Here is a 25626-nt window from a genome sequence, read left to right as displayed (position 1 = left end):
AGGCATGACTAGATCTGGACCTGCAGGCCGACGCCGATCTGGGTGTTGTCGCGGCCCAGGTTGGGGTCGAAGCTGGAGTCGATGTAGAAGAGGGTGACGCGCGCGTTGAAGTCCTTGATCAGATAAGTCAGGTTCAACTCGCTGGTGGTCTGGTCGACGTCGCCCAACGGCCCGTAGTCGTAGGTCGTCTCGCCGTGCTTGGCGAGCACTTGGAACTTGCCGATGCCCACGGTTTGCGGAAACACATAGGCGCCGAGGACGTAGTAGCCGTCACTGGAGTCGTAAACGAATGGAGCGGCGGGGCTTGGATAGCCGCCCAAGCCGTCGTATTTGGCATATTCCGCTTCCACCGTGACGACGCCGCTGTTGCCCAGTTTCTTTTCCAGCAGGAAGTCGACCGAGTAGGCGTTGTCGCCAGCGGCGGTCTGAGCTGCGACGCCGACCGCGAGCAGATCTTTCTCGCCGTAATAGGTGCTGTTCAGGTAATAACCGCTTTCCGGATCCCAGAAATCCAGTTGCACGCGGCCGGCATAGAGCACGTCCGAGCTGCCTTTGCTGAGACCTTGCACGTCGAACGCGCCCGCGGAGATCTTGGCGATGCCGAACTGGCCCCAGTACATCACGCCGTCGTTGCGGCCTTCGGTTTCGAACGGGTAGCCGTCCTGGACGCCGTCGCGATACACGCCCCAGTGATTGGCATAGAACGGACCGTAGAGATTGGCGCGGTCGCTCGGCGGCAAAAAGCGGCCCGCCCAGATGTTGAATTCGTCGGAGAACGAGAATTGCGCCACCGCGTCGATGACGCGCACCGTCTCCGGCGTCGAGCCGCCGGCGTTGTAATCGGTGTTGAACATCAGGCTGATGTTCTCGGTCACCTTGCCGCTGATGTAGATGCGCGCGCTGTTCAGCTCGAAATCGCTGATGTCCTCGCCGAGGTCCGGATCGGTGTGCGTGAAGCTCGATCGGACGCCGGCGCCGACTGAGATGGGTGGCAAAGTCACATCGGCGGCGAGCGCGTTGCTCGCAGGCAGCGCTAGCGCGGCGCCGATGGCGGCGGCACGCCACCTCGCGGCGCCTCGGAAACGGATCGATTCGAGTCGCATGAACGGTTCCCTGAGTTGTGGTTGATTGTTCGCGTGGCCAGATGCGGCGTAACGCTATGCGCCCGCGTCGTGTGCGGATACGCGTCATTTGACGTACTCACTGCACAGCGTCTGAGGTGTTTGACGTAGAGACAGCGGCGGCCCGTTGTGGATGATCCATTCCTGTGCGCGCCAACTGAACGTTGCACCTCGATGTGGCAACGACCTGCACCAGCTTTGGCGTCGCGGGCCTACGCGTTGCTCCAGAAGGTGGCTGGCACATCGCTTGCTTAGGTGAGCCATCGATGCAAGAACATTGAAGAATGACGGCACGACAACGGATCGTTCGCGAGCGTCGGCAATACAACCAATGGGTTGCCAGCCAGACGCTCGAAGACTATGCGCTGCGCTATACGGCGGATCGCGCGCGCAAGTCCTCGTTCCGAGTCGGCAATACGGCGTTCGGTCCTATCGCCTTTCTTGCCTGCGAGGCGATCGGCGGCGCGCTGACGATTGCCTATGGTTTTCCCAACACGGCGTGGGCAATCGTGGCGTTCTGCGCGCTGATGTTTCTAATCGGCTTGCCGATTTGCTCGTACGCCGCGCGTTATGGCGTGGATATCGATCTGCTCACGCGCGGCGCGGGCTTTGGCTACATGGGATCGACGATCACGTCGTTGATCTACGCATCCTTCACGTTCCTGCTGTTCGCAATCGAAGCGAGCATCATGTCGCTGGCGTTGCAGATGCTGTTCGGCATTCCACTGGCCATAGGCCATCTGATCAGCTCGCTGATCGTCATTCCCATCGCGATCTACGGCTTCAGCCTGATCAGCAGGATGCAACTGGTGACGCAGCCCGTGTGGCTGGTGTTGCAGTTCCTGCCCATCGCCTACATCGCCTGGAACTCTCCGTCTGAAGTCGCCGCCTGGACCGGGTTCACGGGAGAGCAGGGCTCCGCCGACGGCTCGCTCGACCTGCTGCTGTTCGGAATGGCGGTGTCCATGCTGTTGTCGCTGCTGCCGCAGATCGGTGAGCAAGTGGATTATCTGCGCTTTTTACCCAATCGAGATCGGCGCAATCGGCTCGCCTGGTGGACGGCGTTGATTGCGTCCGGGCCGGGATGGGTCTTCATGGGCGGCTTCAAGCTGCTCGCGGGTTCGTTCCTCGCGTTTCTGGCTTTGCGCCACGGCGTGTTGCCGGCGCAGGCGGACGAGCCCACCGGCATGTACTTCCTCGCCTTTCGCGAAACCGTCCAGTCGCCCACGTTCGCGTTGGTGTTGACCGGCGTGTTCGTCATCGTCTGCCAGCTCAAGATCAATGTGACCAATGCCTACGCCGGCTCCATCGCCTGGTCGAATTTTTTCTCGCGCCTGACGCACAGCCATCCGGGCCGCGTGGTGTGGCTGGTGTTCAACGTGCTGCTGGCGTTGCTCTTGATGGAGACGGGCATTTTCAATGCCATCGAGAGCATCCTGATTATCTATGCGAATTTCGCGGCGGGCTGGATCGGCGCGCTGACCGCCGACCTCGTCATCAACAAGCCGCTGGGCCACAGCCCGCCGTACATCGAGTTCAAGCGCGCTCACCTCTACGACATCAACCCGGTCGGCGTCGGTGCACTGTTGCTGTCCATCGTGTTTTCCAGCCTCGCATTCCTCGGAGTGTTCGGCCAGTTTCCGCAGATTCTTTCGCCGTTCGTGGCGCTGCTGGTCGCATTTGTCGCCGCGCCTTTGATCGCCTGGGCCACCAAAGGCCGCTATTACCTGGCTCGCCAACCCGAGGGATTGCCGGAGAACGAGGCGGAGATCCGGTGCACGATCTGCGAGAACGTGTTCAGTCGGAATGACATGGCGATGTGCCCTGCTTACTCCGGGCCGATTTGTTCGTTGTGTTGCACGCTGGAGGCGCGTTGTCACGATCTGTGTAAGACCAACAGCCGCTTCACCGAGCAACTGCACGGCTTTTTCGTGAGTATCCTGCCCGAGCGCGCGGCGCTGGCGTTGAACACTCGGGGGGGACATTTCTTCGGCTTGCTGATCGTGTTCAACCTCGCCATCGGTCTGCTGCTATCTCTTATCTATCATCAGTATGGCGGCACGACGCCGGCGGATCGCGAGGCGATCCGCATGACGTTGTGGCTGGTGTTCATCAGCTTGTTCGTTCTGACCGGTGTTGCCGCGTGGCTCATCGTTCTGGCGCACGAAAGCCGGCGCAGTGCCGAGGCGGAGTCGGCGCGACAGACGGCGATGCTCATGGACGAAATTGAAGCTCACAAGCGCACCGACGCGGCCCTGCAGAGGGCAAAGGAGGTCGCCGAAGCCGCCAATGTCGCCAAGACACGTTACATCGTCGGCATCAGCCACGAGATCCGCTCGCCCCTCAATGCGATCTTCGGCTATGCGCAGCTGCTGGAGCGCGATATGGCAGGTCCCGCCGATAACGCCGCGCGCGTGATCCGTCGCAGCGCCGAGCATCTCACCAACTTGATCGACGGCTTGCTCGACATCTCGCGCATCGAGAACGGCATGCTGAGATTGAACCGCGACAAAGTGCAGCTGGTGGAGTTTCTCGACCAGATCGTCGACATGTTCCGGCTGCAGGCATCGAACCGCGGCATCGAGTTTCGGTTCCAGCGGCCACCGCACCTGCCTGCGCACGTGTACACCGATCAGAAGCGTCTGCGGCAGATCCTGATCAACTTGCTGTCCAATGCGATCAAGTACACCGAGCGGGGGCACGCCAGCCTGGTGGTTCGTTATCGAAACCAAGTCGCGGAGTTCGAGATCTCCGATACCGGCGTCGGCATTGCGGAAGCCGATCTCGAGCGGGTGTTCCAACCTTTCGAACGCGGTGAGACGCCGAAAGTGCGCGCGGTTCCAGGCATCGGCCTCGGACTCACGATCACCAAGCTGCTCACGCAGATCATGGGAGGCGAGCTGCTCGCTCGCAGTACGGTGGGCGAGGGCACGACGTTCACCGTGCGATTGTTACTGTCTGAAGCGATGCACGCAGTTCAGCAATCGACACCGCCGGGTCGCATCACTGGCTATGACGGACCTCCTCTCAAACTCCTGCTCATCGACGACGATCCTGCGCACCTCGACATCGTTCAGCGCCTGCTGCAGCCACTGCGATTCGATATCGTCACGGCGCCCAATGGCAAAACGGGGCTGGCGCTCGCTGCCGAGCATCGTCCGGCGCTGGTCATGATCGATATTTCCATGCCGGACCTGTCGGGATGGGAGGTGGCTAAGCAGTTGCGCGATAACGTAGCGCTGAGGTCGATGAAGATCGCAATGGTGTCCGCGAATGCGCACGAGTACAGCCCTGGCGGCCCCGATTACCCGCACGACGGGTTCGTGATGAAGCCTGTCGATATGCACTCGTTGCTCGACTGCATCGCCAGCCTGCTCGGCCTGCAATGGATCTACGAGGCTGGGGGCGAGACAGTAGAGGAGCTCGCGGGAGCATGCGAGCTGCCGAGCCATTCGCGACATCACATCAACGATCTGTATCAACTCGGCCGGATCGGGCACGTGCGTGGCATCCAGGCGAAGCTGCGTCAGATCGAAGCGGACGATCCCGCGAGCAAAGCTTTCACCGCGCACCTGCAGGCGCTCGTTGCCAACTTCGACCTGAAGCGTTACATGAACGTGCTGGAAACCATGCGCAATGATGACCTCTAACGAAAGCGCGCGGCGCGACACCGTGCTGGTCGTGGACGATACGCCGGAGACGCTCAGTTTTCTCACTGACACGCTCGATCAGGCCGGCTTTACCGTGCTGATCGCGACCGACGGCGATAGCGCGTTGGAACTGGTCGATCAGATCACGCCGGATCTGGTGCTGATGGACGCGGTGATGCCGGGGATCGACGGCTTCGAGGCTTGCCGGCGGTTGAAGCGGGAGAAGCTGTTGTCACATCTGCCTGTGATTTTCATGACGGGTCTGAGTGACACAGAGCACGTTGTGGAGGGGCTGGCGGCGGGCGGCGTCGATTACGTCACCAAGCCCATCGTCGTGGACGAATTGCTAGCTCGCATCCGAGTGCATCTTGCCAACGCCAGGATCGCGTACGGAACGCACGCGGCGCTGGACGCGACCGGACGTTTCTTGTTGGCGACCGATCTGAGTGGCCGTTTGCTGTGGTGGACGCCGAAAGCCAGAGCGCTGCTCGCCGAGCTCTTTCCGGCTCAGAACGAACGAGCGGCGAGCTTGCCGGCGGAGTTGGTCGAGCAACTCATGCGGTTGAGAGGCGAGGGGCCGAAGGCGACCGGCAGTGCGACGATGGAAATCGGCTCGCGACGCTTGGAAATTTCGGTGTTGAGTCGCATCGGGCCGGATGAGTTGCTGTTCCGGCTCGCTGAAGTCGGTACGCGGAACGATGAGCAACTCTTGCAGCGTGCGTTGTCGCTCACTACGCGTGAAGCGGAAGTGCTGCTGTGGATCAGTCGGGGGAAATCCAATCGCGAGATCGGCGAGATTCTGCACATCAGCCCACGCACGGTGAACAAACACCTGGAGCAGGTGTTCGTGAAGCTCGGTGTGGAGAATCGCGCCGCGGCCGCCGCGCGGGCCGTTCGAACCTTGGCGCGTTAGACGGTTGCGCTGGCCTTCAACATTCCCTCGCGCTCGATGAAGGCCATCACCTGGTCCAACCCTTGGCCCGTCTTCAGGTTCGTGAACACGAATGGTCGTTCGCCGCGCATCTTGCGGGCGTCCCGGTCCATGACTTCGAGCGAAGCGCCGACGTGAGGCGCCAGGTCGATCTTGTTGATGATCAGCAGGTCCGAACGCATGATGCCGGGCCCGCCCTTGCGCGGAATCTTGTCTCCGGCGGCGACGTCGATGACGTACAAGGTCAGGTCTGAGAGCTCCGGACTGAAGGTCGCGGCGAGATTGTCGCCGCCACTCTCGACGATGATCATGTCCAGGCCGTCGAATTCCTGCATGAGACCGTCGATGGCGGCGAGGTTCATGGACGCGTCTTCCCGGATGGCCGTATGCGGGCAACCGCCGGTTTCCACGCCGCGAATGCGTTCGGGCGGCAGCGCCTGGCTGCGGATTAGAAACTCGGCGTCTTCGCGAGTGTAGATGTCGTTGGTGACGACGGCGATGTTGAAGCGCTCGCGCATGCGTTTGCAAAGACTGTCCACGAGCGCGGTCTTCCCGGACCCGACCGGGCCGCCGACTCCCAGTCTCAACACCTCGGCTCTGGACATCGAATGCTTCCTCGCGTATTGCCTCTGCTTCAGTATCGTATGGTTCGGTCGTGGGCCGCCTACGTCATTTGACTCAGGGCGGGAGGGGAGAATCGAAGGCATCCTCGCATCTATGTCACGCTATCTATCCTCCTTGGGACTACTGCTGTGTTCGGCGTTACCAACGGCGGCCATGGCGCACACCGGCGCGGGCGCGCACAGCTTCATGGCGGGCGCGTTGCATCCGCTGGGCGGGCTGGATCATCTGCTGGCCATGCTGGCGGTCGGTTTGCTGGCCGGCTGCACGGGTGGCCACATGCGTTGGGGGTTGCCGGCGGCCTTTGTGGCGACGATGGCGATGGGCGCGGGCTTGGGGGCGAACGGCGTCGGGGTGCCGTTCGTCGAGGTGGCAATTGCTTTGTCACTCATCGCTTTCGGGTGGGTGCTTGTTTCGAGACAGTTCTCGAGCGCACCGGTGCTGGTCGCGCTAACCGCCGGGTTCGCGGTGTTTCATGGGCACGCGCACGGGACGGAGATGGGCGCGGATCTCTCAGCAATGCCGTACGCATTGGGCTTCATGCTGGCGACGGCCCTGTTGCACGCCGTTGGCGTGCTGCTCACGACGAAGACATTACTTCCGCTACCGCAAGCAGCGCTGCGCAAGTGGAGCGGTGGCGCAATTGCGGTGACTGGCGTCGCTTCGCTATGCGTAATGCTCGTCGTTCCAACCTGAGTTGAAGGCGCGCGGCCACCAGTACCGCGCGCCCCTGGTTCAAAACGACTTATTGACTGTCACGCCGTACGTCCTCGGGTCGCCGAGTTGCGCCACGACCAGGCCAGTGCTGCCTGACTGGGTGGAAAGGAACTCGAAATACTCCTTGTCGAACGCGTTGCGAACCCAGCCATACACATTCCATCCCTCGCCGAAGCGCGCGCCGGCGCGGAAGTTGGCGAGCGCGTAACCCGACACGTCGGTGTAGATCGAGCGCGAGGGGTTGGAAGAGAACTTGGTGCGATAGCTGCCATCGAAGGCGAAATACGCCCCACCGTCGGAACCGAGCGCGCTCAGCGGTAAGTCATATTCCAAGCCGTACGACAACGCGACCTTCGAGATGCCCGGCAACCACTGCCCGGAAATATCGCAGGACGGCGGGCTGAAACCGCCAGGTGTGCCCGGTGCACTGGGCGGATTAGCCGCGCTTGCAGCCGTACCACCCGACAACTCCGGCGGGCACGGTGCATCCGGGAACTTGACGTACTCGTGATCGGTGTAGGCGCCGCTGAGAAACACGTTCAGATGCTCGATGGGCCGCGTGCTCAATTCGAGCTCGAGGCCGCGCACGCGCACCTTGTCGGCGTTCGCGAGGTAGCCGCGGATCACGTTGGCCTGGCTGTTGGTGACGGTCGCCTGGTAGTCGCTGATGTCGGTCCAAAACGCGGACAGATTGAGCGTCACGCTTTGTGAAAACAGCTGGGTCTTCAGACCGGCTTCGTAGTGATTGGTCTTTTCGGGATCCACTGTTTCCACCGCCGTGATCGGCTGGCTGTTCGCATCCAGCGGCAGACCCGACAGATTGATGCCGCCCGACTTGAACGAGCGCGCGTAAGTCACATAGCCGAGCACGTCATCGGTGAAATCGTACGAGACGGTGAAATCGCCGGAGACGTTGGTGTCGTCGAACTCGGGCTGGTAGCTCTGCGGCGCGAGAACGCCGAGCTGCGCGGCCGTGAGCGGAGTGTTCGTCGCATTCGTTACAGTGGCGATGTACTTACCTTCCTTCTTGTCCCAGTTGACGCGCAAGCCCGGCTGCACGCGCAGGTCGTCCGTGATGTGCCAGGTGAGCTGGCCGAAGGCCGCGACACTCGTGTTCTTCAAGCCGATGTCGTTCTCGGAGCGCAGGCCATCCAGAATGGCTGGGTTGTTGGCGTTCGCACCGCTCAGCAGCCAGCGGCTCGCGAGCGGCCCTTGCTCCTGCACGCCGGCCGTATCGACGGTTTGGTAGAACCCGTACACGCCGGCGACGTAGTCGATCTTGTCGCCGGAGGCCGAATAACGCAGCTCTTGTGAGTACTGGCGCTGCTTCGACGGATTCGCGGACACGGTGGTGATCGGCAGGCCGATGAAGTCGCGATCGTTCGACGGGCCCCAATCCCATTTGCGATAAGCGCTCACCGAGGTGAGCGTGCCGGAACCCACGTTCCACTCGGCCAGCGCCGAAGCGCCGCCAAATTGCTGGATGGCAGTCAGTGGCGAGTCCAGATCGGTGAGGCGATCGTGAGGATTGAAGCTCGGCGGGCGATAGTTGTTGGACGCGGCAGCGAGCGCGTCGTACTGACGGTTGAGCGGCCGTTGCGTCGAGCCAGTTCTCGCCCAGACCTGCCCGAAGCCGATCGGATCCTGCTCGGTGTAGTCTGCGGAGAAGGTCACCTTGAACGCGTCGCTGGCCTGCCACAGCAGTTGTCCCTTGACGCCCAGATTGTCCAGCTCGTTGATGTGCTGGCCAGTGGTGACGTTGTAGATCGTGCCTTCACGCGAAGTGTACGAAGTGCTCAAGCGGCCAGCGAGTGTCTCGCCGACCAGCGGGCCGGACACAGAGGCTTTGCTCTGAACGTAATCGTAGTTGCCGCGAGTCAACTCGATGCGCGCCTCGGGTGTGAACGTCGGCTTGCGAGTGGTGATGTTCACCGCGCCGGCGGTGGTGTTCTTGCCGTACAACGTGCCCTGCGGGCCGCGCAGGATTTCGACTTGTTCGACGTCGAGGAAGTCGAACGTCGCGGTGGCGTTACGATTGTAATAGACCTGATCGATGTAGATGCCGACGCCAGGTTCGATGCCGTCGTTCGTGAGACCGAATGGCGTGCCGAGGCCGCGAATGTTCACGCTCGAATTACGCGGATTGCTGGAATAGAACTGCACCGAAGGCTGCAGCTGCGTGAGACGGCCGACGTTGATGGTGCCGGTCGATTCGATGGTGTTGGCGTTCAGCACTGACACCGCCAGCGGCACGTCCTGCACAGCTTCTTCACGGCGGCGTGCCGTGACGGTCACGTTCTCGATCTGAGAATCCGCCGTGGCGTTTGCGTCAGCATCTCCCTCCGCGGCTTGAGCAGTGTTCGTGCCGCTCGCAATCAACAGAGCGAGCAGCGCGGTATAGGTCCGCGACTCGCCATTCTCCCGTACACGCATTCATTTTTTCCTAGCTGCCTCGATGGAGGCATCGTAGGAGGTTGCCAGTAAGGGATCAGTCGCGGGCCGGTGACGAACCGGTCACACCTCATGCAAACCGGCGATCAGCAGATCATTATTTGTTACCGATTCAGCTGACGGGCCCTTGCGGCAGTCCCCACTTATAGCGCCAGCCGACGTGTCGCGCCAGTCCGTGCAGATCGGGGAAGAGAGACGCATAGTTGATGGCGCACGAATCCAGGACGAGCTTCAGGTCCTGGCACGCATTCTGGGAGATCGTCCAGCGTTGCAGCCGGTCGGTGTCGAGCGCGGCAGTCGGATCCGGATGCACCGTGAACACACTTCGTTGCGCGGATATGCGTGCGTTCAAATGGCGCGGCCGGTAGATGAACACCTCTTTGAGCGCGAACGGATCGTGCTGCTCGTCGGGATCGAGCACGGGTAGATCGCGGATGCCATAGATAAGAGCGTGGCCTTTGCTGCCGGCGTGCTCCACCGCGAAGAAGGCGGCGACGAGCAGACTCTCTGTCCAATCGAGCAGGCGGGTCGCCATGCCATGATGCTGAGCGATGGCCAGCCATTCGAGATCCGACAGCGGCCTGAAGCCAACGTAAGGCTGTGCATCGTGCTTGAACCGTCGGAGCGCGGCGCGTTCCTGATCGATGTCGTACTTGAGCGTGCGCGCGGAGTGATCGTCCGGCCCTTCGCGCCCCGCCGCGGGGCGAAGCTCGTACGCGTTTGCCGGTTCGCCGCGAAATACCCAAGTCGTCCCCTGGCGGGCCAGCTCATCGATCACGTGAGCGAGGTCGAGCCACGATTCGATGGTTCGTTCTCCGGACGTTGCCGCCGCGTTGCGGCCGATGCGTGTCGGTTGCGCCATGATGCTCTCTGGGGGTTCCGCCCCAGCATTGTTCCCAGTTCTCCACGGTTCCAGCAACAACATAGGAGAGGCGCAGCAGGAACTCAGCTGACTGACATACGTTCCCCCACCAATACTGGTGCGTATTCAGAGGTAATACGTGGTCACCGAAGCATTGAATGCCTCGGATCGGAGGACAGTGGGTCGTGTGTTACGCGACAACGGCCTGTCGTTGACGTTGACGGTGCTGTTCATTGTGTTCATCGTCGGGCAGGCGCTCGCAGGCCAGCGTCACTACAACGAGGAGCAGATCGAACACGGCCAGCCGACGGTCTCCCTGAGTGAATATGTGAGTAGCGGGCCGTTCTGGTCGGCCACCGCCGAGAATTGGGAGAGCGAATTCCTGCAAATGGCCGCGTATGCTTTATTTACCGTGTTCCTGTTTCAGCGCGGCTCGGCGGAATCCAAGAAGATCGGCGAATCGGAACCGGTCGACCGCGATCCCAAGCTGTCGCGAAACAAGCGGAACGCGCCGTGGCCTGTGCGTCGCGGCGGATGGGTGCTCGCTCTGTATTCCAACTCGCTGTCGCTGGCGTTCGTGCTGCTGTTCCTGATCTCGTTCGGATTGCACGCCGTGGGTGGTACTGCAGCCCACAATGAAGAGGAGCTGACTCACGGCGGGCATACCGTCACGGTGCTGGAATATATGCACAGCTCGCAATTCTGGTTCGAATCGTTCCAGAACTGGCAGAGCGAGTTCCTGTCGCTGGCGGTGATGGTGGTGTTCAGTATTTTCCTGCGCCAGCGCAGCTCGCCGGAATCCAAACCGGTGGACGCGCCGCATAGCGAGACTGGATCGGGGTGACCTCTGAATCAGCTCTCGCCCCACATGCGCAGGAGATTCCCGATCGCCTTGTCGAGCTGCAGCTGAGCGTCGCCTCCGCTCAAGGTGGAACGAACACGTTCCAGGTCGAACAGGACGTCGCGTTGGTCTGCTCGCCGGATCAGACTTTGCACCCAGCCCACGCAGGCCAGGCGCACGCCGCGCGTTACCGGCGTCACTTCATGCAGCACGCCAGTGGGATAGATGACTGCGGATCCGGCGGCTGGCCTGAAGCTCCTGTCGCTCGCATCGCCGACGAATCTCAGCGCGCCGCCTTCGTAATCGTTCGGATCCGATAGAAACAAAGTGAAGCTCAGGTCGGTGCGGAGCGGCCAGCCGTGCTCGTCGAGCATGGAGGCATCGTCGGTATGCGCGCCATATCGATGACCGGAGCCGTAGCGCGAGAACATCAGGTTGGACCAGCGAACGGGCCGCACCAGAGCGTAAAAAGTCGGATGACGTTCGAGCGCGATCCTGATCAGACGGGCGAGCGCCACGACTTCGGGATCGCTGCCGTCGGCCTGTTCGTTGGCTTTGACGGAGCGCGCAGCCGCGCCAGCAGTGAGCCGCCCGTCGCGAAACGGTACGTGAGCCAGGCTCTCGCGAATGCGCGTTACTTCAACAGGACTCAATACATCGTCGAGCACCATCATCCGATCTCTCACAAGACTGCTCTGTCACAAGAGGGGAGCCCTTGATTTTACGTTCCGTCCTCTCATATGGTGTGACGAGCGGACCGGGCCCCTCTGACGACGCCAACAAAGCGCCGTGATGTCGGACGCAACTATTCAGGCGTGAGGCCCACGTGTTTGCGACGCGTTCGTGCTCTCCGCCTTCATTCGAGAGGAAAGCACAATGCCCTTGCTTCTATGTCCCAACGACAATAGCTCCATGACCACGGTGACTCGCGCCGGCGTGCAGTTTGACATGTGCCCGGTGTGCCGTGGGGTATGGCTGGATCGCGGCGAGCTCGAAAAACTGATGGCTGCCACCGCCGAGGAGGCAGGCGCCGCCCCTCCGCAAGCTCCCCCGCAGGGAATGCAGCCGCCGCAACCGCCGCCACAACAATGGAATCGCGGCTACGGCGAGCATGGAGAACGCGGCGAGCGCGGCGAGTATGGCGAGCGAGGCGAATACGGCTACGGCTATCGCAAGAAGCGCTCGATCTTCGATATTTTCGACTGAAGCCCGGTTAGCAATTCTGATCGAAGTTGACCATTCGCCGGGGATTGGACCGCAGGAAGCGGCAATCTCCCGGTGTCCCCCCGCTGATGTATTCACCGCAGTTGCAAATAAAGTCGAAAGTCGGCAAATTCGCGCAGCAACGATAATTGTCTGACTAATAGCCGCGCGCGCCGAAGCTGTACTACCCAAGATCCAAACGTTGATTCACAAAGAAACAAAATGCTGAAACAGGCAATACCCGTGGCATTCGAAATGACGTGATCGCAGCTCTCAAGGCGATCAAAGTGCCGGTGATCCGTTGGCCGGGCGGCTGCTTCGCCGACGAATACATCTGGCGCGACGGCATCGGGCCGCGTGACAGGCGCCCCGTCAGGAAAAACAACTGGTGGGGCGGTGGCCGCGGCCAACTTCAACATCTTCCACAAACATGCCGAACGCGTGCGAATGGCCAACATCGCGCAGACCGTGAACGTGTTGCAAGCGGTGATCCTTACCGACGGCGCGGAGATGGTGCTTACGCCGACTTACTATGCGTTCAAGATGTATATGCCCTTTCAGGATTCGGTCTACCTGCCGCTCGACGTGCGGGCGCCGCTGGTGACCGCAGGTGGTGGGGCTCGAATAGGGGGCTGACGACCTGCTTCGAGGGGGTGGAACTCGCCCGGGAGGGCGGACCTTACCGGGTAGCGTATAATGGCCGACTCGCGAATTGGGGGCTCCAACTGCAATCTCGCCACCCCCGGCGAGGTGGGGATTTTCACGCTCATGCAAACGTCCAAAGAAGTGCCGGCGTCACGCGCGCCGTTCGGAACCGTGCTGGCTCCGACCATGGCTGTTGCTCGTTTCCAGAACGGCCAGTGGCAACCGTACGAGATGCGGCCCACCGGAGCCATCGAACTGCATCCGGCGGCCCACGTCCTGCATTACTCCAGCACGTGTTTCGAGGGCTTCAAGGCCTATCGCTGGGCGGACGGCAGCATCAACTTATTTCGTGTCGATCGTCACGTCGAACGCATGCGTCAGAGTGCGCGATCGCTGCTGTTGCCGGAACCGGATGCAAAGCAGCTCGCGGAAATGATTCATGCCACGGTCAAGGTGAATCACGAAACGGTTCCCGAGGCGCCTGGCGCGTTGTACATGCGCCCGGTGCTGTTCGGAACCACGCCGAACATCGGCGCGGCAGGAACGCCCACCGAAGAAGCTTTGCTGATCGTGCTGGCAAGCCCGGTCTGGGACTATTTCGGATTGAAGCCGCTGCGCATCTATGTCGACGACGCGCACGCGCGCAGCGCTACGCTGATGGGCAGTGTGAAGACAGGCGGCAACTATGCAGCCGCTCTCGGCCCGACGCTCGAAGCGCGACGTCGTTATCAGGCCGATCAAGTGTTGTTCGCGCCGGGCGGTGAGGTTCAGGAAACCGGTGCGGCGAACTTCATTCTGATTCGCAAGGGTCAGTTGCTCACTCGTAAGTTGGACTCTGCCATCCTGCATGGCGTCACTCGCGACTCGCTGCTCACGCTGGCGAAGAGCGAGGGATACAAGGTGGACGAACGTAGGATCGAGCTCCGCGAGATGTTGGAGTGGATCAAGGAAGGCGAAGCGGCCTTGTCCGGCACAGCGGCGGTGCTGGCAGGCGTCGGCGTCCTGATCCATCAAGGCGAGGACCATCGAGTGGGTAACGGCGACGTCGGCGAAGTGACTCGCGCACTCCGCGCGACTCTGGTTTCCATCCAGCGCGGGGAGACGCCCGATCGGTTTGGGTGGATCACTCGGTCAGTCTGAGCCGTCTCGTAACTCGCTCACGCGGCGGGCAACGAAGTCGATGAACTTCCGCACCTTGGTCGGCACGTGCCGGCCGGGTGCGTGCACGACATAGATCGGCAGGGACGCCGTCTCATATCGAGTCAACAAGCGCACGAGTTGGTTCGACTGCAGCGCGCTCGCGACCACGAACTCCGGCGCATAAGTGATGCCGAAGCCGTCGACGGCGGCTGCCGCGAGCACCATGCCGTTGTTCGACCTCAATCGGCCGCTCACGTCGACGGATTCATCCTTGCCCTCGGGCGAGGTGAACTGCCAGCGCGACATTCCCAGCGTGTACCGCAGGCAATCGTGATCCAGCAATTGCTGGGGACGTTTGGGTTCGCCTCGACGTTTGAGATAAGCGGGCGCCGCGCACAGCACGAAGTTGCTCGAACCCACGCGTCGCGCGATCACGTTGGTTTCCGTCACCTCGCCAACGCGCACGGCGCAATCGAACCCGTTCTCGACCAGCTGCAATCTCGAATCGTCGAGCTGGAGATCGACGCTCACGTGGGCATGCGCCATCAAGAACTTCGACAGCGCGGGGCCAAGATACAAGGCCGAGAACGACACCGGAGCGCTGACGCGCAGGATGCCGCGCGGCTCGGCCTGGGCTGCGCTGGCAGCGCGTTGCGCACCTTCGAGTTCCGCCAGGATGCGCGTGCACCGACCGTAGAAGTCGTTGCCGGCATCGGTTCGTCGTAAGTGCCGCGTCGTTCGATCGAACAGTCGCGCACCGAGCCATTTTTCTAGCGTCGCAATCTGCTTGCCGACCGCCGCGGGCGAGAGGTTCAACTTGCGGGCCGCTGCGGAAAAGCTGCCTGTATCGGCAACCTGCACGAAAGTGGCGAAACTTGCGAAACGATCCATCCAGCCGACTCGATCTGCAACCAACGGTTGTAGATCCTAGTCCACGGCAGGGGCTGATCAAAGCGCGCGGCGCGGGCACGATCTTCGAATGACAGCCAACATTCTCGTCGTAGGTGCAGCCGGTAAGTTTGCCGGTCTGGTGGTTCCCGAACTGGTGCGTCGTGGGGCGCGTGTTCGAGGATTGGTGCGTGATGACGCCGCCGCTGGTCGCGCACGCGCGCGCGGGTGTCATGAAGCGGTGGTCGGTGATCTCCGGGACGTTCGCAGTCTTGGACGTGCGATGCGCGGCATCGACGGCGTATTTCACATTGGCCCCGCGTTCGCACCCGACGAGGCGCAGCTCGGGTTGAACGTGGTGGCAGCTGCCAGTGAAGCGGGCGTGCGAAAGTTTGTTTTCTCTTCCGTCATCCAACCGACCAACACGGACCTGACCAATCACACGAGTAAGATTCCGGTGGAGGCTGCGTTGTTTCGATCGGGACTCGAGTACACCATTCTGCATCCGGCCAACTTCATGCAGAACGTGGCCGGAGCCTGGCGCAAAGCATTGCAGGACGGCGTGTTCGCCGAGCCCTTTCCCGTCGATACACGTCTCGCCCGCGTCGACTATCGCGACGTTGCCGAAGTAGCGGCACGGGCGCTGACCGAAGATGCACTTAGATTCGGCAGCTACGAGCTGATGTCCGAGATGATCGATCGTAAAACAATCGCTGCCATGATGACCGAGTTCGCCGGGCGCTCGATCGAAGCCGAGGAGCTGAGCTTCGATGCCTGGGTGGCGCGCTATTCGCCGCCGTACAACGTCGATCAACTGCAGCTCCTTGCGAAGGTCTTCGAGCACTACGCCGCGCACGGCTTGGGCGGCAACGACCTGACCTTGCGAGCCATTCTCGGCCGCCCGCCGCGCACGATGCGAGAATTCCTGCGAGACCTTGCGAGCTCCTAGATCCTCGGGCGGGCTGAAACATAGCCGTCATATGCACCCCGTAACATCCGCCGATATTTTTGCCTGGTGGCGGGTGTTGGGGAGCCGGTGTCCGATCGTACGGAAATAGGGGATGACCTCGACGTCGCCCTGGATGATGTCGACAGAGCGCGCTGGTTCATGCGTCACATCCTGCCGCATGAGCCCGCACTCAGAGGCTGGCTGTCGCGCCGGCGGGCGCCAGGCGCCTTCGATGTCGATGACATAGTGCAGGAAAGCTATGCGTTGCTGGCCGAGCGCGAGCGCCTCGACGACATATTGAATCCGCGCGCCTACCTTTTTCAGGTGGCCCATTCCTTGGTGGTTCGTAACATCCGCCGGGCGCGGATCGTGCCCATCCTCGCCGTCGAAGATCTCGGGGTAGTGGACTTACCCGACGACGCCGCCACTCCGGAACAAAACGCCATCGCGCATGACGACTTGCGCCAACTCGCGACGGTGATCGCCAGCATGCCCGGGCAAACGCGTGAGGCTTTTGTCCTGCGTCGCGTCCGTGGCTTATCCCAGCGCGAGATCGCTTCCCAAATGGGTCTTTCGGAGAACACGGTCGAGAAGCACATCGTTCGCGGCATTCGCTGGTTGGGAGATTGGTTCGCCAATGGCGGAAACCCACCCGCTAAAACCTCTAATAAGTTCGAGCCCGAAAAAAGGCGTGCTAGTGGACGAGCGCGAAACCAGCCAGGACATTGACCGAACTGCTGCCGAATGGGTGGCCAGGATGGATCGTGCGCCGCTGTCTGCAAGCGAGCGCGCCGAGTTGAAACAGTGGTTGTCAGTCGATCCGCGCCGCCGCGGCGCCTTCATGCGCGCCAAAGCCATATGGATGCGCACTGAATCCGCTCGTGCCCTCGGTCCGCAGTACGATCCGGCCGACTTTCAATCCACGGTGGCCGAACCGCCGCCTGCTCCTGTCGAACGCCGCGGGCGCTTCGTGAAATGGAGTGGCGCCCTGGCCGCGTCGCTGATCGTCGTCGTGATGCTGGTGGCAACGTTGCAGATGCCCACGGCTTACGCCACGGCGAAAGGCGAGATGCGCATGGTGCCATTGGGAGATGGCGCTACGGTGACGCTCAACACCGATACTCGCATCAAGGTCTACGACGACGAAGGGCGACGACGGATACACGTCCTGCAGGGCGAAGTGCTGGTCGAATCCCGAGCGGAAGCGCCGACATTGGTTGAAGTCGACGGCAGCCACGTGGAAGCGACAGCGGCGGCCACCTTCATCGTGCGCAAGTTCAAAGATCGGCCGGCGCAGGTTCTGGTGCAGGATGGCCGCGTCGTGCTGGCTGAGGAGACACAGGCTGGAACGGCTCACTCCCCAGCGTTACCTGTCGAAGCGAATACAGGTGCGTCGCTGCTCCAAGGCGAAGAACACGGCTGGCAGTTGAGCGCGCTCTCTTACGGACAACTGGGGCGCGAGCTGGCATGGCGCGAAGGAAAGATCGCCTTCCAAGGCGAGTCCCTCGCCGAAGCCGTCGCCGTGTATGCCCGCTACAGCGACACGTCCATCGTCATCGCCGATTCGGAATTGGCGCAATTGCCGGTCACGGGACTGTTCGCGGTCAACAATCCGTTGGGCTTCAGCCGCGCCGTTGCTGAGGTGTTCGGCGCAGAAGTGCGACAGGAAGACGGCCAGATCGTCATCGCGCGCGTACTTTGAATTTTTGATGACAAACTAACGGAAACGCATTCATCGCGGCTCTCTGTTCTCAACTCAGCCATTCAGAGCTTGTTGAGAACAGACATGAATCGTTACAAGAACGTCCTGCTGGCCAGCGCCATTGCCACCGCACTGGCTTCCGCGTCTCCTGCAATGGCGCAACAGCGCAAGTTCGAAGTGCCCGCGCAGCCTGCGGTCACCGCCATCCCGGAGCTGGCCCGACAGGCACAGGTGCAAATCATCGCGCCGGCGGGCTCGCTCGAAGGCATCGACACACCAGCCATCGATGGCGAGATGGATGCTCGTGAAGCTTTGCGCACGTTGCTGGCCGGCACGGGCCTGACGATCAAGTCCGATGAAGGCAACGTAATCCTGTTGGAGCAAGCGGGCGGTAGCGCCGCGCGTACGCAGGCGGGTCAACACGTGGGCACAGGCGGACTCCGTGGTCGCGTACTCAACACTGCAACCGGCGAGTACGTTCGCAATGCCGAGATTCGTGTCGAAGGCACGACGATCGTTACTTATTCCGCGGATGGCGGTAATTTTCGAATCAACAGCGTGCCGGCGGGTGAGATCACTGTCGTAGTGAGATACACCGGTCTGCAGGAAGCGAAGGCCGTCGCCAACGTCGTCGCGGGCGAAGTCGTTACGCTCGATTTCGAGTTGAGAGTGCCTTCCTATTCCGCGACGAGCGATGCCGATGCGCTGGACATGGTGGTCGTCACCGCGAAGCGCGAAGGCCAGGCCAGCGCCATCATGGAGCGTCGCGCCGCCATGAACGCTAAGAACGTCGTCGCCGCCGACAACTTCGGCGCACTCACCATGGGCGACGTGGGTGAGTTCATGAAGTCCATGCCGGGCATTTCGCTCGACTACACGGAGGTGGACGCCACCGCCGTGCGCATCGGCGGCCTCGATCCGAAGTACTCGACGTTCACCATCGACGGCGCCCGCATGGCCACCGCCACGTCCAACAACAACACCGGCCGCCAGAACTCGTTCGAGCAGATGTCCATCACCGGCATCGAAGCCATCGAGCTCAACAACACGCTCACGGCCCGCATGGACGCCGACTCTCCGGGCGGTCAGATCAACCTGCGCAGCAAATACGCCTTCGATCGCACCGATCGCGAGCTCATTTTGCAGGTCGGCGCCGTCGGCACCTCCGACTCCACGTCGTGGCGGAAGTATTTCCCCGACGACAAGAAACATTCGACCATCTATCCGTCGGCCCAGTTTGGCTACGGCGACATCTTCATGGACGGCCGCCTGGGCGTCGCGTTCAACACCAGCTACAACGCCAATTACGTTCAGCAGGATCGCATCCAGACCGACTGGTCGTATCTTCCCGACGGCCGGGTCATGCCTTATCGCGTGATGTGGCGACCGGGCCCGAAGATGACGAGCCGCACCGCCGCCAACCTGAGCGCGGACTACCAGCTGACCGACGAGCTCGTGCTCTCTTTGCGCAGCACCTACTCGTTGTACGACGTCGAGTATTTCAATCAGTACACGTTCTTGTACTTCGGCACCACCACGCAGTCCTACGCCACGCCGGACTCCACGCCGACCCACATCGTCGTGAATCCCAACGGCACCAACACCCGTTTCAGAACCGAGTATTCGCATCGCTATGCCGGCACTCCGACTTACACGATCGCTCCGAAGCTCGAATTCAAAGGCGACACTGTCGAGGCCACGCTGCGCCCCAGCTACTCACGCTCCGAATTCAATTTCCGTGACAACGACAAAGGCTTCTTTCAGCGCACGGACACGTGGCTGACCGGCATCGGCTTCACGCTCGACCGCCCGTCGGAGGATTCCAACGCCTGGAACATCACCCAGACCGCCGGCCGCGACTGGAGCGACCCGAGGAACTTCAATCTCGACGCGGACATCGGCAACAACATTCGCAGCGCCGAGTCCGACGCCATCAACGAACAGTACGGCGTCAATCTGGATCTGAAGAAGGAACTGTTCGTCGCCGACCTGCCGGTCACGCTGATGGGCGGCGTGGGCAGCCGCAAGAATGACTGGAGGACCGACGAGGGGTCTTACGAGCAGTTCCAGTATGTCGGCCCCAACGGCGATCTGAGTCAGCGCGATCCGGCCGCCGTGATTCCGTGGACGCAGAACTACGATTTCGAGATCATCGGCTTCAACGCCGGCAACATGAATTCCCTGAACTGGCGCGCGGACAACAATTACGCGGTCTACGACATTTACCGGGCGCACCCCGAGTACTTCGTGCCCGACACGCTCGGCAACTTGAGGCGCGAGCTCGAAGGCAACAAGCGCATCGAAGAAGAGATCAGCGCCGCCTACATCGAAGCCGAAACACGCGTCGGCGACGCGCGCTTCGATCTCGGTGTGCGTTTCGAGAAGACAGAAACCGCTGCGAGGGTCGCCAACGTTCGCACGGCCGAGGAAGTGCGCAACGCCGGTCTGTCAGTCAACACCGTCGAAGGTCTGATGTACCAGTACTACAATGGCGCATATTCGAAGCGCCGCGGCGAATATGACGATTTCTTCCTGAGCGGCGGCGTCAAATACGACTTCACGCAAAGGCTGGTCGGCCAGCTCGCCTTCAGTGAGGCCATTCTTCGCCCCGATTACGGCAATCTCGGCGGCGTCGTCACGGTGAACGAAAACACCGGCATCGTCACGATTCCGAATCCGGAGCTGAAGCCGGAGCGCTCCACGAAGTATTACGCGAGTCTGCAGTACTACCTCGAGCCCTCCGGTCTGGTCGGTCTGTCCTATTACAAGCTGGACATCAAGGACATGCAGGTGGCCGGGCAGCCGGTCAATCCCGTGGATATCGGCTTCAGGCCCGAAGACTATGCCCCCTTCGAACTCTTCCAGACCGCGCAGAACGTTCCCGGCACCAGCACCAACGAGGGCCTGACGTTCGAGTACAGCCAGCAGCTGACCTTCCTGCCTGGCGCGTTCAGGGGCCTGAGCGTGTTTGGCTCGATCACCGAGATCAACCCGGACGGCGAGCGCGTCAACACGCCCGAGCGGGCAGCCAACTGGGGCATTGGCTACAACTACGGCAAATTCGACTTCAGGATCAACGGCAACTATCAATCGGAGTATCGCGTCAGCGCCCTGGGCAACACTCCGACCACCGCGAACAACGGCATCCTGTATCACACCTCGCGCGACCTTTGGAACATCAGCGCGAGCTACAAGTACTCGGAGAACATGGAAGTGCAACTTGCGGGTCGTAACATCTTCAACGAGCCGGACATCATCTACTCCAACGTCGAGAGCCGGCGGCAGCAGTACACGATCTACGGCTCGATGTGGAATCTCGGCGTCAAGTTCACGTTCTGATGATGATGCGCGCATTAATTGCAGCCGGGGCGCTGCTCGCATGCTCCTTGGTGGCGACGGCTGAGCCTGTCGCCACGACCTCGTTGGCCCGCTTGCCGCTGAAGCAGAACGGCGGCACGTGGGCCTCGGGCCACGTGCAAGGCATCGCTGTGGACGTGCAGGGCGGTTACATCTATTACTCGTTCACCAATCTGCTGGCAAAGTACGATTTCAGCGGCAAGCTCATCGGCACGCTGGTGGGGTGGACGGGCCATCTCGGCGATCTCGATTTCAACCCGGCCGACGGCAAGGTTTACGGCTCGCTCGAATACGGCAAGGAACACGCCTTCTATATTGCCGTGATCGACGTGAGTCGGCTCGACCGTGTCGGGGTCGAGGCGAGCAAGACGGAGATGTTCCGGATCGTTTATCTGCCGGAAGTGGTGAAGGATTTCGTCGCTGACATGGACGGCGATGGAAAATTCGCCGGCACGGTCGCCGATACTCTGGATCACCGATACGGCTGCTCCGGCATCGATGGCGTTGGTTTTGGACCTGCGTTCGGCCGTGTCGATGGCCCGCGGTATCTCACTGTCGGGTATGGCGTCTATAGCAACCTCGAGCGCGACGACAACGATCATCAAGTGCTGCTTCAGTACGACGTGAGTGGCTGGAGCAAGTACGCCAGGCCGCTCGACGAAGCAGACCTGCACCACAGGGGTCCTGAGACATTGCAAGGTAAGTACTTCGTGCGCACCGGCAACACGACCTGGGGCGTGCAGAACCTTTCTTACGACGACTCATTGCAACGCTGGTTCCTGGGCGTGTACCAGGGCAAGAAGAAATCGTTCCCAAACTATTTGCTGTTCGCGGTCGATGCGCGCACGCAGCCACGGATGAGCGATCTTATTGGCGTGCCTCGTGCCGACGGCAAAGGCCTGGAGCAGGGGCAGTTGCTCAATCTGGCCGATGACGGCTTGAAGGACGCTGCCACGGGTGTGCGGGGTTGGAATCAGAAGGGCGATGTGGGGTTCCAACCGGTCGGCGGTGGGCTGTTCTACGTCTCGATGAACTCCGGCAGCAAAGGGGCGCAGACGGCCGATCTCACGTTGATGCGATGGACGTCGGATGCGAACCAGCCCTTGGTTCCTGCGAAAACGGAAGACCTTCGATGACCGTGAACATCGATCGCCGGCGTCTTGTGATTGGCGGGACGCTCGGCTTGAGCGCGTTGGCGCTTCCTGTCGGCCGCAGTCTCGCTTCCACAGTGCTGGGGGCCAAAGGGTTCACGCACAACGTTGCTAGTGGCGAGCCGGGCGCTGATTCGATGCTGCTGTGGACTCGCTATGTTCCGCCGACGGGCGTGGACGAAGCTCACCTGGATGTGGAAGTCGCGCTGGATTCTGATTTCACACGCGTGGTTTCAGGCGGCAGCGTGCGCATCGGCGCGTATCGCGACTGGACGGCCAAGCTGACCGTCGATGGGCTGCAACCGGGCACGACGTACTGGTATCGATTCATTGCGCCGGATGGCGCCAAGTCGCCGGTGGGTCGTACCAGGACACTGCCCGTCGGCGCCGTCGATCGCTTCGGCCTGGGTCTGTTTTCCTGCTCGAATCTGCCATTCGGCTGGTTCAGCGCCTACGCGCACGCGGCGGCGCGCGACGATCTCGATTTGTGGCTGCACGTGGGAGATTACATCTATGAGTACGGCATCGCTGCGTACAAAGAGAGCGAGCGTGTCGCCGATCGGGAGGTCATGCCTGCGCACGATCACGAGATGATCAGCCTGGCCGACTACCGCCTGCGGTTTGCTTGCTATCGTGCCGATCCGGATCTGCAGAAGCTGCATCAGGTCGCCCCGATGGTCGCGGTTTGGGATGACCATGAGATCACCAATGACAGTTGGGAAGGCGGCGCGTCGAATCACCAACCGAAGACCGAGGGCGATTGGAACGCTCGCCGCGCGGCCGCGATGCAGGCATATCGCGAATGGATGCCCATTTCAGAGGAGCCGTGGAAGGCTTATCACATCGGCTCGCTGGCCACGCTGTATCGCACAGAGTCACGCGTTCTCGCACGTACGCGACCGGCATACGCGGAGTTGGCTAAGGCGCACCAAGCGAGCGATCCGGATGCAGCGCTGCGCGCTTTCCGTGATGGTGCCTGGCGTGATCCGGCGGCAACGATGCTGGGCGCGGATCAGGAATCCTGGCTGGCCCACGAACTGAAGCGAAACGCGCCTGCTTCCAACTGGCAGATGGTTGGCATGGGAACGATCATCGGACGCACGGTGATGCCGGAAGCTTCGCTGGGCTGGCTTCGCTCCGATTCGGGCGAGGGCACCGTGAACAAGTTCAAGAAGGACGTGCGAGGTTCCAAACTCGGCGTGCCGATGTGGATGGATCGCTGGGACGGCTATCCCGCGGCTCGTTCGCGTCTGCTGCAGGCTGCTCAACGAGCGGATGCCGATCTGGTGATGTTGTCGGGCGATAGTCACAATGCCTGGGCGTATTCATTGGCCGAAGACGGGCGACCCGCCGGCGTCGAGTTCGCCGGTCATGCCGTGACTTCCCCTGGCATGGAAGGGGGATTCGGCGCCGATCCGAAAGACGTTGCTCGCGGCTTTATCGCATCGAATCCGGAGCTGGTCTGGGCGGACACCAGCCAACGCGGCTACATGATGATCGATATCACTCTGCAGCGTGTCACCGGCGAATGGTTGTTCATGCGAACGATCAAGTCGCGCAGCACTGCCTTGGCGGGCTCTCACCGCATGTCCGCCGAGCGCGGACGACGCAAGTTCTCGGGCTAAGACGAGTAGCTGATCGATCTCGTGATAGCGGTGAGTGATCTAACGGAAGCCCACTTGTAACAGCGCCCGATCCAGCCGAGCACGCATTGAGTCCAGCTTCATCGGAAACGCCCGAAAGAAAACCTCGCGCGTGATTGTATCGTTGCGCCGGCGCACGTTGTCCGCCCAGAAGGCTGCGCGAGTGGTGTCGCCGGTTAGCGTGTGTGCCGCCGCGGCGATCATTCCAATCAACACGTGCGCTCCGGGCGAGCGCGCGCCACGCTCCGCCCAGTCCGCGGCTTGCGCGTCCTCGTTCGAGGCCATGTGAGTAAACGCTCGCGTTGCGAGCATTGCGTAATGGAGCGGATCGAGCGGACTCAGGCGCATCGCCAAGTCGACGTGCGTCCGGCCATCGAGTGCATTTCCCGACAACACTTCTGTCCAGGCGCGCGCGTAAATGCCTTGCGCATAGTGGGGGCTGATGTCAGTCGCGCGTTCGAGCCAGCTCAAACTCGTGTCGAGATCGCCTTCCAGCCAATAAGTGCGCCCCATGGTGAAGTTGACGAACGGATCGAGGGGATCGAGCTCGAGCCCGCGCTCGGCGAAACGGCGCGCGTTGCTGATCGCGTCGGCGATGTCATGGGTGTAGTGCATGAACGCACTCTGGAAGTGGACGAACGACAGGCCCGCGTTCGCTCGAGCAAACGAGGCATCCAAGTCCACCGCGCGTTGAAACAGATTCATCGCGGCGCTGTTATCGACGCGGTTGAACCGATACAGATGCTGTAGGCCAAGATGATAGGCAGCCCACGCATCGAGGTTCTCGACGGCGGCGAGACGGGCAAGTGAAGCTTCGTGCAGCGGAATCCGGATCTCTAGCGCCATGAGCACCTTGGACCGGATCTCTTCGCGGATCGCATGCACGTCGTCGATGCGACCCGAGAAACGGTCGGCCCAGATGACCGCGTCGTCGGTCGTGTCCACCAGGTCGACGAGGATCACCAGCCTGTCGGCTGAGACTTCGACGGTCCCTGACAAACAGTAGCGGACACCCAGCAGCCGCCCGATATCGCTGAAGCTCCCTTCTGTCGCACGTAGTCGGAAAGATGATCCACGCGCGGTCACGAGCAACCAACGCAGTCTCGCCAGATCCGTAATCAACTCATCGGGCAGCGCGCTTGCCAGCGGCGCGTACCGCTCGTCGCCAGCGATGTATCGAAACGGCAGCACGGCCAGCGAGGGCCTGGACATCTTGTCCAGGCGATGGACCATGTCCAGCAGCGCAGGGTTTGTCCTGGTTGAGTCGACATCGGGAATCTGTACCGCCGGTGCCGGGCGCACAGTGCGCGCTTTCTCGACGAATCGATAGCCTTGACCGTGAATCGTCTTGATGAAGCGCTGTGATTTCCCGTCATCGCCGAGCGCCTGCCGCGCGGTCTTTACCCGGCTCGCCACCGCAGCATCCGAGACGACACGCCCGTCCCAGACCTTCTCGATGATCTCGTCCTTGGAAACCAGACGTTCACCGTTCTCGACCAGCAGCGCGAGCAGCGCAAAGACCTGCGGTTCGAGGTCCACGACCTTGCCGCCCGCCCGCAGCTCAACGGTCGCCAGATCCAGCTCGAACCGATCGAAGGCGTAAATCATCTCGTTCCCTAGGATAAGGCACTCCCCGGCGATTTCCCAAGAATCTCCAGGATTTCTCCACGCCGTCTGCAAGCTTCGCCAGCGCCGGCGTGACACGCTTTCCCCACTGGAGCCGGAATCGTCCGCGCCAGCCAACCTGAGGAAAC

Annotated in this window: 19 protein-coding genes and 1 pseudogene; 13 read left to right on the top strand and 7 right to left on the bottom strand. The window is 61.5% G+C overall.

What is annotated here, in order from left to right; all coding sequences use genetic code 11:
- Positions 1-8 precede the first annotated feature (8 nt).
- Positions 9-1103 carry a porin gene (locus tag VGD45_RS00400; RefSeq protein ID WP_331153277.1) on the bottom strand — a complete coding sequence of 365 codons (1095 nt, stop codon included), beginning with the start codon at positions 1101-1103 and terminating at the stop codon, positions 9-11.
- 302 nt (positions 1104-1405) lie between these two features.
- Here VGD45_RS00400 and VGD45_RS00395 point away from each other — a divergent pair, with 302 nt between their 5' ends.
- Positions 1406-4771 carry a hybrid sensor histidine kinase/response regulator gene (locus tag VGD45_RS00395; protein WP_331153276.1) on the top strand — a complete coding sequence of 1122 codons (3366 nt, stop codon included), beginning with the start codon at positions 1406-1408 and terminating at the stop codon, positions 4769-4771.
- Positions 4758-5684, top strand: a complete 927-nt coding sequence (locus VGD45_RS00390) for a response regulator (RefSeq protein ID WP_331153275.1) — start codon at positions 4758-4760, stop codon at positions 5682-5684. Before VGD45_RS00395 ends, VGD45_RS00390 begins: the two co-directional genes overlap by 14 nt.
- Here VGD45_RS00390 and ureG read toward each other — a convergent pair.
- Complete coding sequence (gene ureG / locus VGD45_RS00385) at positions 5681-6307, bottom strand: urease accessory protein UreG (protein WP_331153274.1); 627 nt, start codon at positions 6305-6307, stop codon at positions 5681-5683. The genes VGD45_RS00390 and ureG overlap by 4 nt on opposite strands.
- Before the next feature lie 112 nt (positions 6308-6419).
- On the opposite strand from ureG, the gene VGD45_RS00380 reads away from it, so the two are divergent.
- A complete protein-coding gene (locus VGD45_RS00380) occupies positions 6420-7019 on the top strand; it encodes a HupE/UreJ family protein (RefSeq protein WP_331153273.1) in 600 nt (199 codons plus the stop codon).
- Between the two features lie 39 nt (positions 7020-7058).
- On the opposite strand, the gene VGD45_RS00375 is transcribed toward VGD45_RS00380, so the two are convergent.
- Together VGD45_RS00375 and VGD45_RS00370 are read right to left on the bottom strand one after the other, a co-directional pair.
- Positions 7059-9473 (bottom strand): TonB-dependent receptor, encoded by a 2415-nt coding sequence (locus VGD45_RS00375; protein WP_331153272.1) that lies wholly within the window; start codon positions 9471-9473, stop codon positions 7059-7061.
- Between the two features lie 130 nt (positions 9474-9603).
- Complete coding sequence (locus tag VGD45_RS00370; RefSeq protein ID WP_331153271.1) at positions 9604-10353, bottom strand: FRG domain-containing protein; 750 nt, start codon at positions 10351-10353, stop codon at positions 9604-9606.
- A 139-nt stretch (positions 10354-10492) separates the two neighbouring features.
- Between VGD45_RS00370 and VGD45_RS00365 the strand changes: the two genes are divergently transcribed.
- Entirely contained in the window at positions 10493-11197 is a 705-nt protein-coding gene (locus VGD45_RS00365) for a DUF6766 family protein (protein WP_331153270.1), read from the top strand.
- An 8-nt stretch (positions 11198-11205) separates the two neighbouring features.
- Here VGD45_RS00365 and VGD45_RS00360 read toward each other — a convergent pair whose 3' ends face one another.
- Complete coding sequence (locus VGD45_RS00360) at positions 11206-11880, bottom strand: Fe2+-dependent dioxygenase (protein WP_331153269.1); 675 nt, start codon at positions 11878-11880, stop codon at positions 11206-11208.
- A 190-nt stretch (positions 11881-12070) separates the two neighbouring features.
- Here VGD45_RS00360 and VGD45_RS00355 point away from each other — a divergent pair, with 190 nt between their 5' ends.
- The 3 genes and pseudogenes from VGD45_RS00355 (at position 12071) to VGD45_RS00345 (ending at position 14182) form a co-directional block, all read left to right on the top strand.
- Entirely contained in the window at positions 12071-12400 is a 330-nt protein-coding gene (locus VGD45_RS00355) for a zf-TFIIB domain-containing protein (RefSeq protein ID WP_331153268.1), read from the top strand.
- A gap of 233 nt (positions 12401-12633) precedes the next feature.
- A pseudogene (locus VGD45_RS34020) lies at positions 12634-13012 on the top strand (alpha-L-arabinofuranosidase C-terminal domain-containing protein); the annotation flags it as partial.
- 153 nt (positions 13013-13165) lie between these two features.
- Entirely contained in the window at positions 13166-14182 is a 1017-nt protein-coding gene (locus VGD45_RS00345; RefSeq protein ID WP_331153266.1) for a branched-chain amino acid aminotransferase, read from the top strand.
- Here VGD45_RS00345 and VGD45_RS00340 read toward each other — a convergent pair.
- Positions 14174-15073 (bottom strand): LysR family transcriptional regulator, encoded by a 900-nt coding sequence (locus VGD45_RS00340; RefSeq protein WP_331153265.1) that lies wholly within the window; start codon positions 15071-15073, stop codon positions 14174-14176. The genes VGD45_RS00345 and VGD45_RS00340 overlap by 9 nt on opposite strands.
- Before the next feature lie 88 nt (positions 15074-15161).
- Between VGD45_RS00340 and VGD45_RS00335 the strand changes: the two genes are divergently transcribed.
- The 6 genes from VGD45_RS00335 (at position 15162) to VGD45_RS00310 (ending at position 23854) form a co-directional block, all read left to right on the top strand.
- Complete coding sequence (locus VGD45_RS00335; protein ID WP_331153264.1) at positions 15162-16019, top strand: NmrA family NAD(P)-binding protein; 858 nt, start codon at positions 15162-15164, stop codon at positions 16017-16019.
- A gap of 87 nt (positions 16020-16106) precedes the next feature.
- Positions 16107-16748: a sigma-70 family RNA polymerase sigma factor gene (locus VGD45_RS00330; RefSeq protein WP_331153263.1), complete on the top strand. Its 642-nt coding sequence runs from the start codon at positions 16107-16109 to the stop codon at positions 16746-16748.
- A complete protein-coding gene (locus VGD45_RS00325) occupies positions 16717-17721 on the top strand; it encodes a FecR family protein (protein ID WP_331153262.1) in 1005 nt (334 codons plus the stop codon). The genes VGD45_RS00330 and VGD45_RS00325 overlap by 32 nt, the downstream gene beginning before the upstream one ends.
- A gap of 84 nt (positions 17722-17805) precedes the next feature.
- Positions 17806-21060, top strand: coding sequence for a carboxypeptidase regulatory-like domain-containing protein (locus tag VGD45_RS00320; RefSeq protein ID WP_331153261.1), 3255 nt, complete (start codon positions 17806-17808; stop codon positions 21058-21060).
- Positions 21061-21110: 50 nt separating this feature from the next.
- Entirely contained in the window at positions 21111-22214 is a 1104-nt protein-coding gene (locus VGD45_RS00315) for a hypothetical protein (protein WP_331153260.1), read from the top strand.
- The gene (locus tag VGD45_RS00310; RefSeq protein ID WP_331153259.1) at positions 22211-23854 is read left to right on the top strand and encodes an alkaline phosphatase D family protein; all 1644 of its coding nucleotides are present in this window, start codon (positions 22211-22213) and stop codon (positions 23852-23854) included. The genes VGD45_RS00315 and VGD45_RS00310 overlap by 4 nt, the downstream gene beginning before the upstream one ends.
- Before the next feature lie 39 nt (positions 23855-23893).
- Here VGD45_RS00310 and VGD45_RS00305 read toward each other — a convergent pair whose 3' ends face one another.
- On the bottom strand, positions 23894-25480 hold the full coding sequence (locus VGD45_RS00305; protein WP_331153258.1) for a winged helix-turn-helix domain-containing tetratricopeptide repeat protein: 1587 nt from the start codon (positions 25478-25480) through the stop codon (positions 23894-23896).
- Positions 25481-25626: the final 146 nt, after the last annotated feature.

The organism is Steroidobacter sp., from assembly GCF_036402275.1.
GTDB lineage: Bacteria > Pseudomonadota > Gammaproteobacteria > Steroidobacterales > Steroidobacteraceae > Steroidobacter.
The sequence above is the reverse complement of the archived record's forward strand: the minus strand, read 5'-3'. Positions and strand labels throughout refer to the sequence as shown.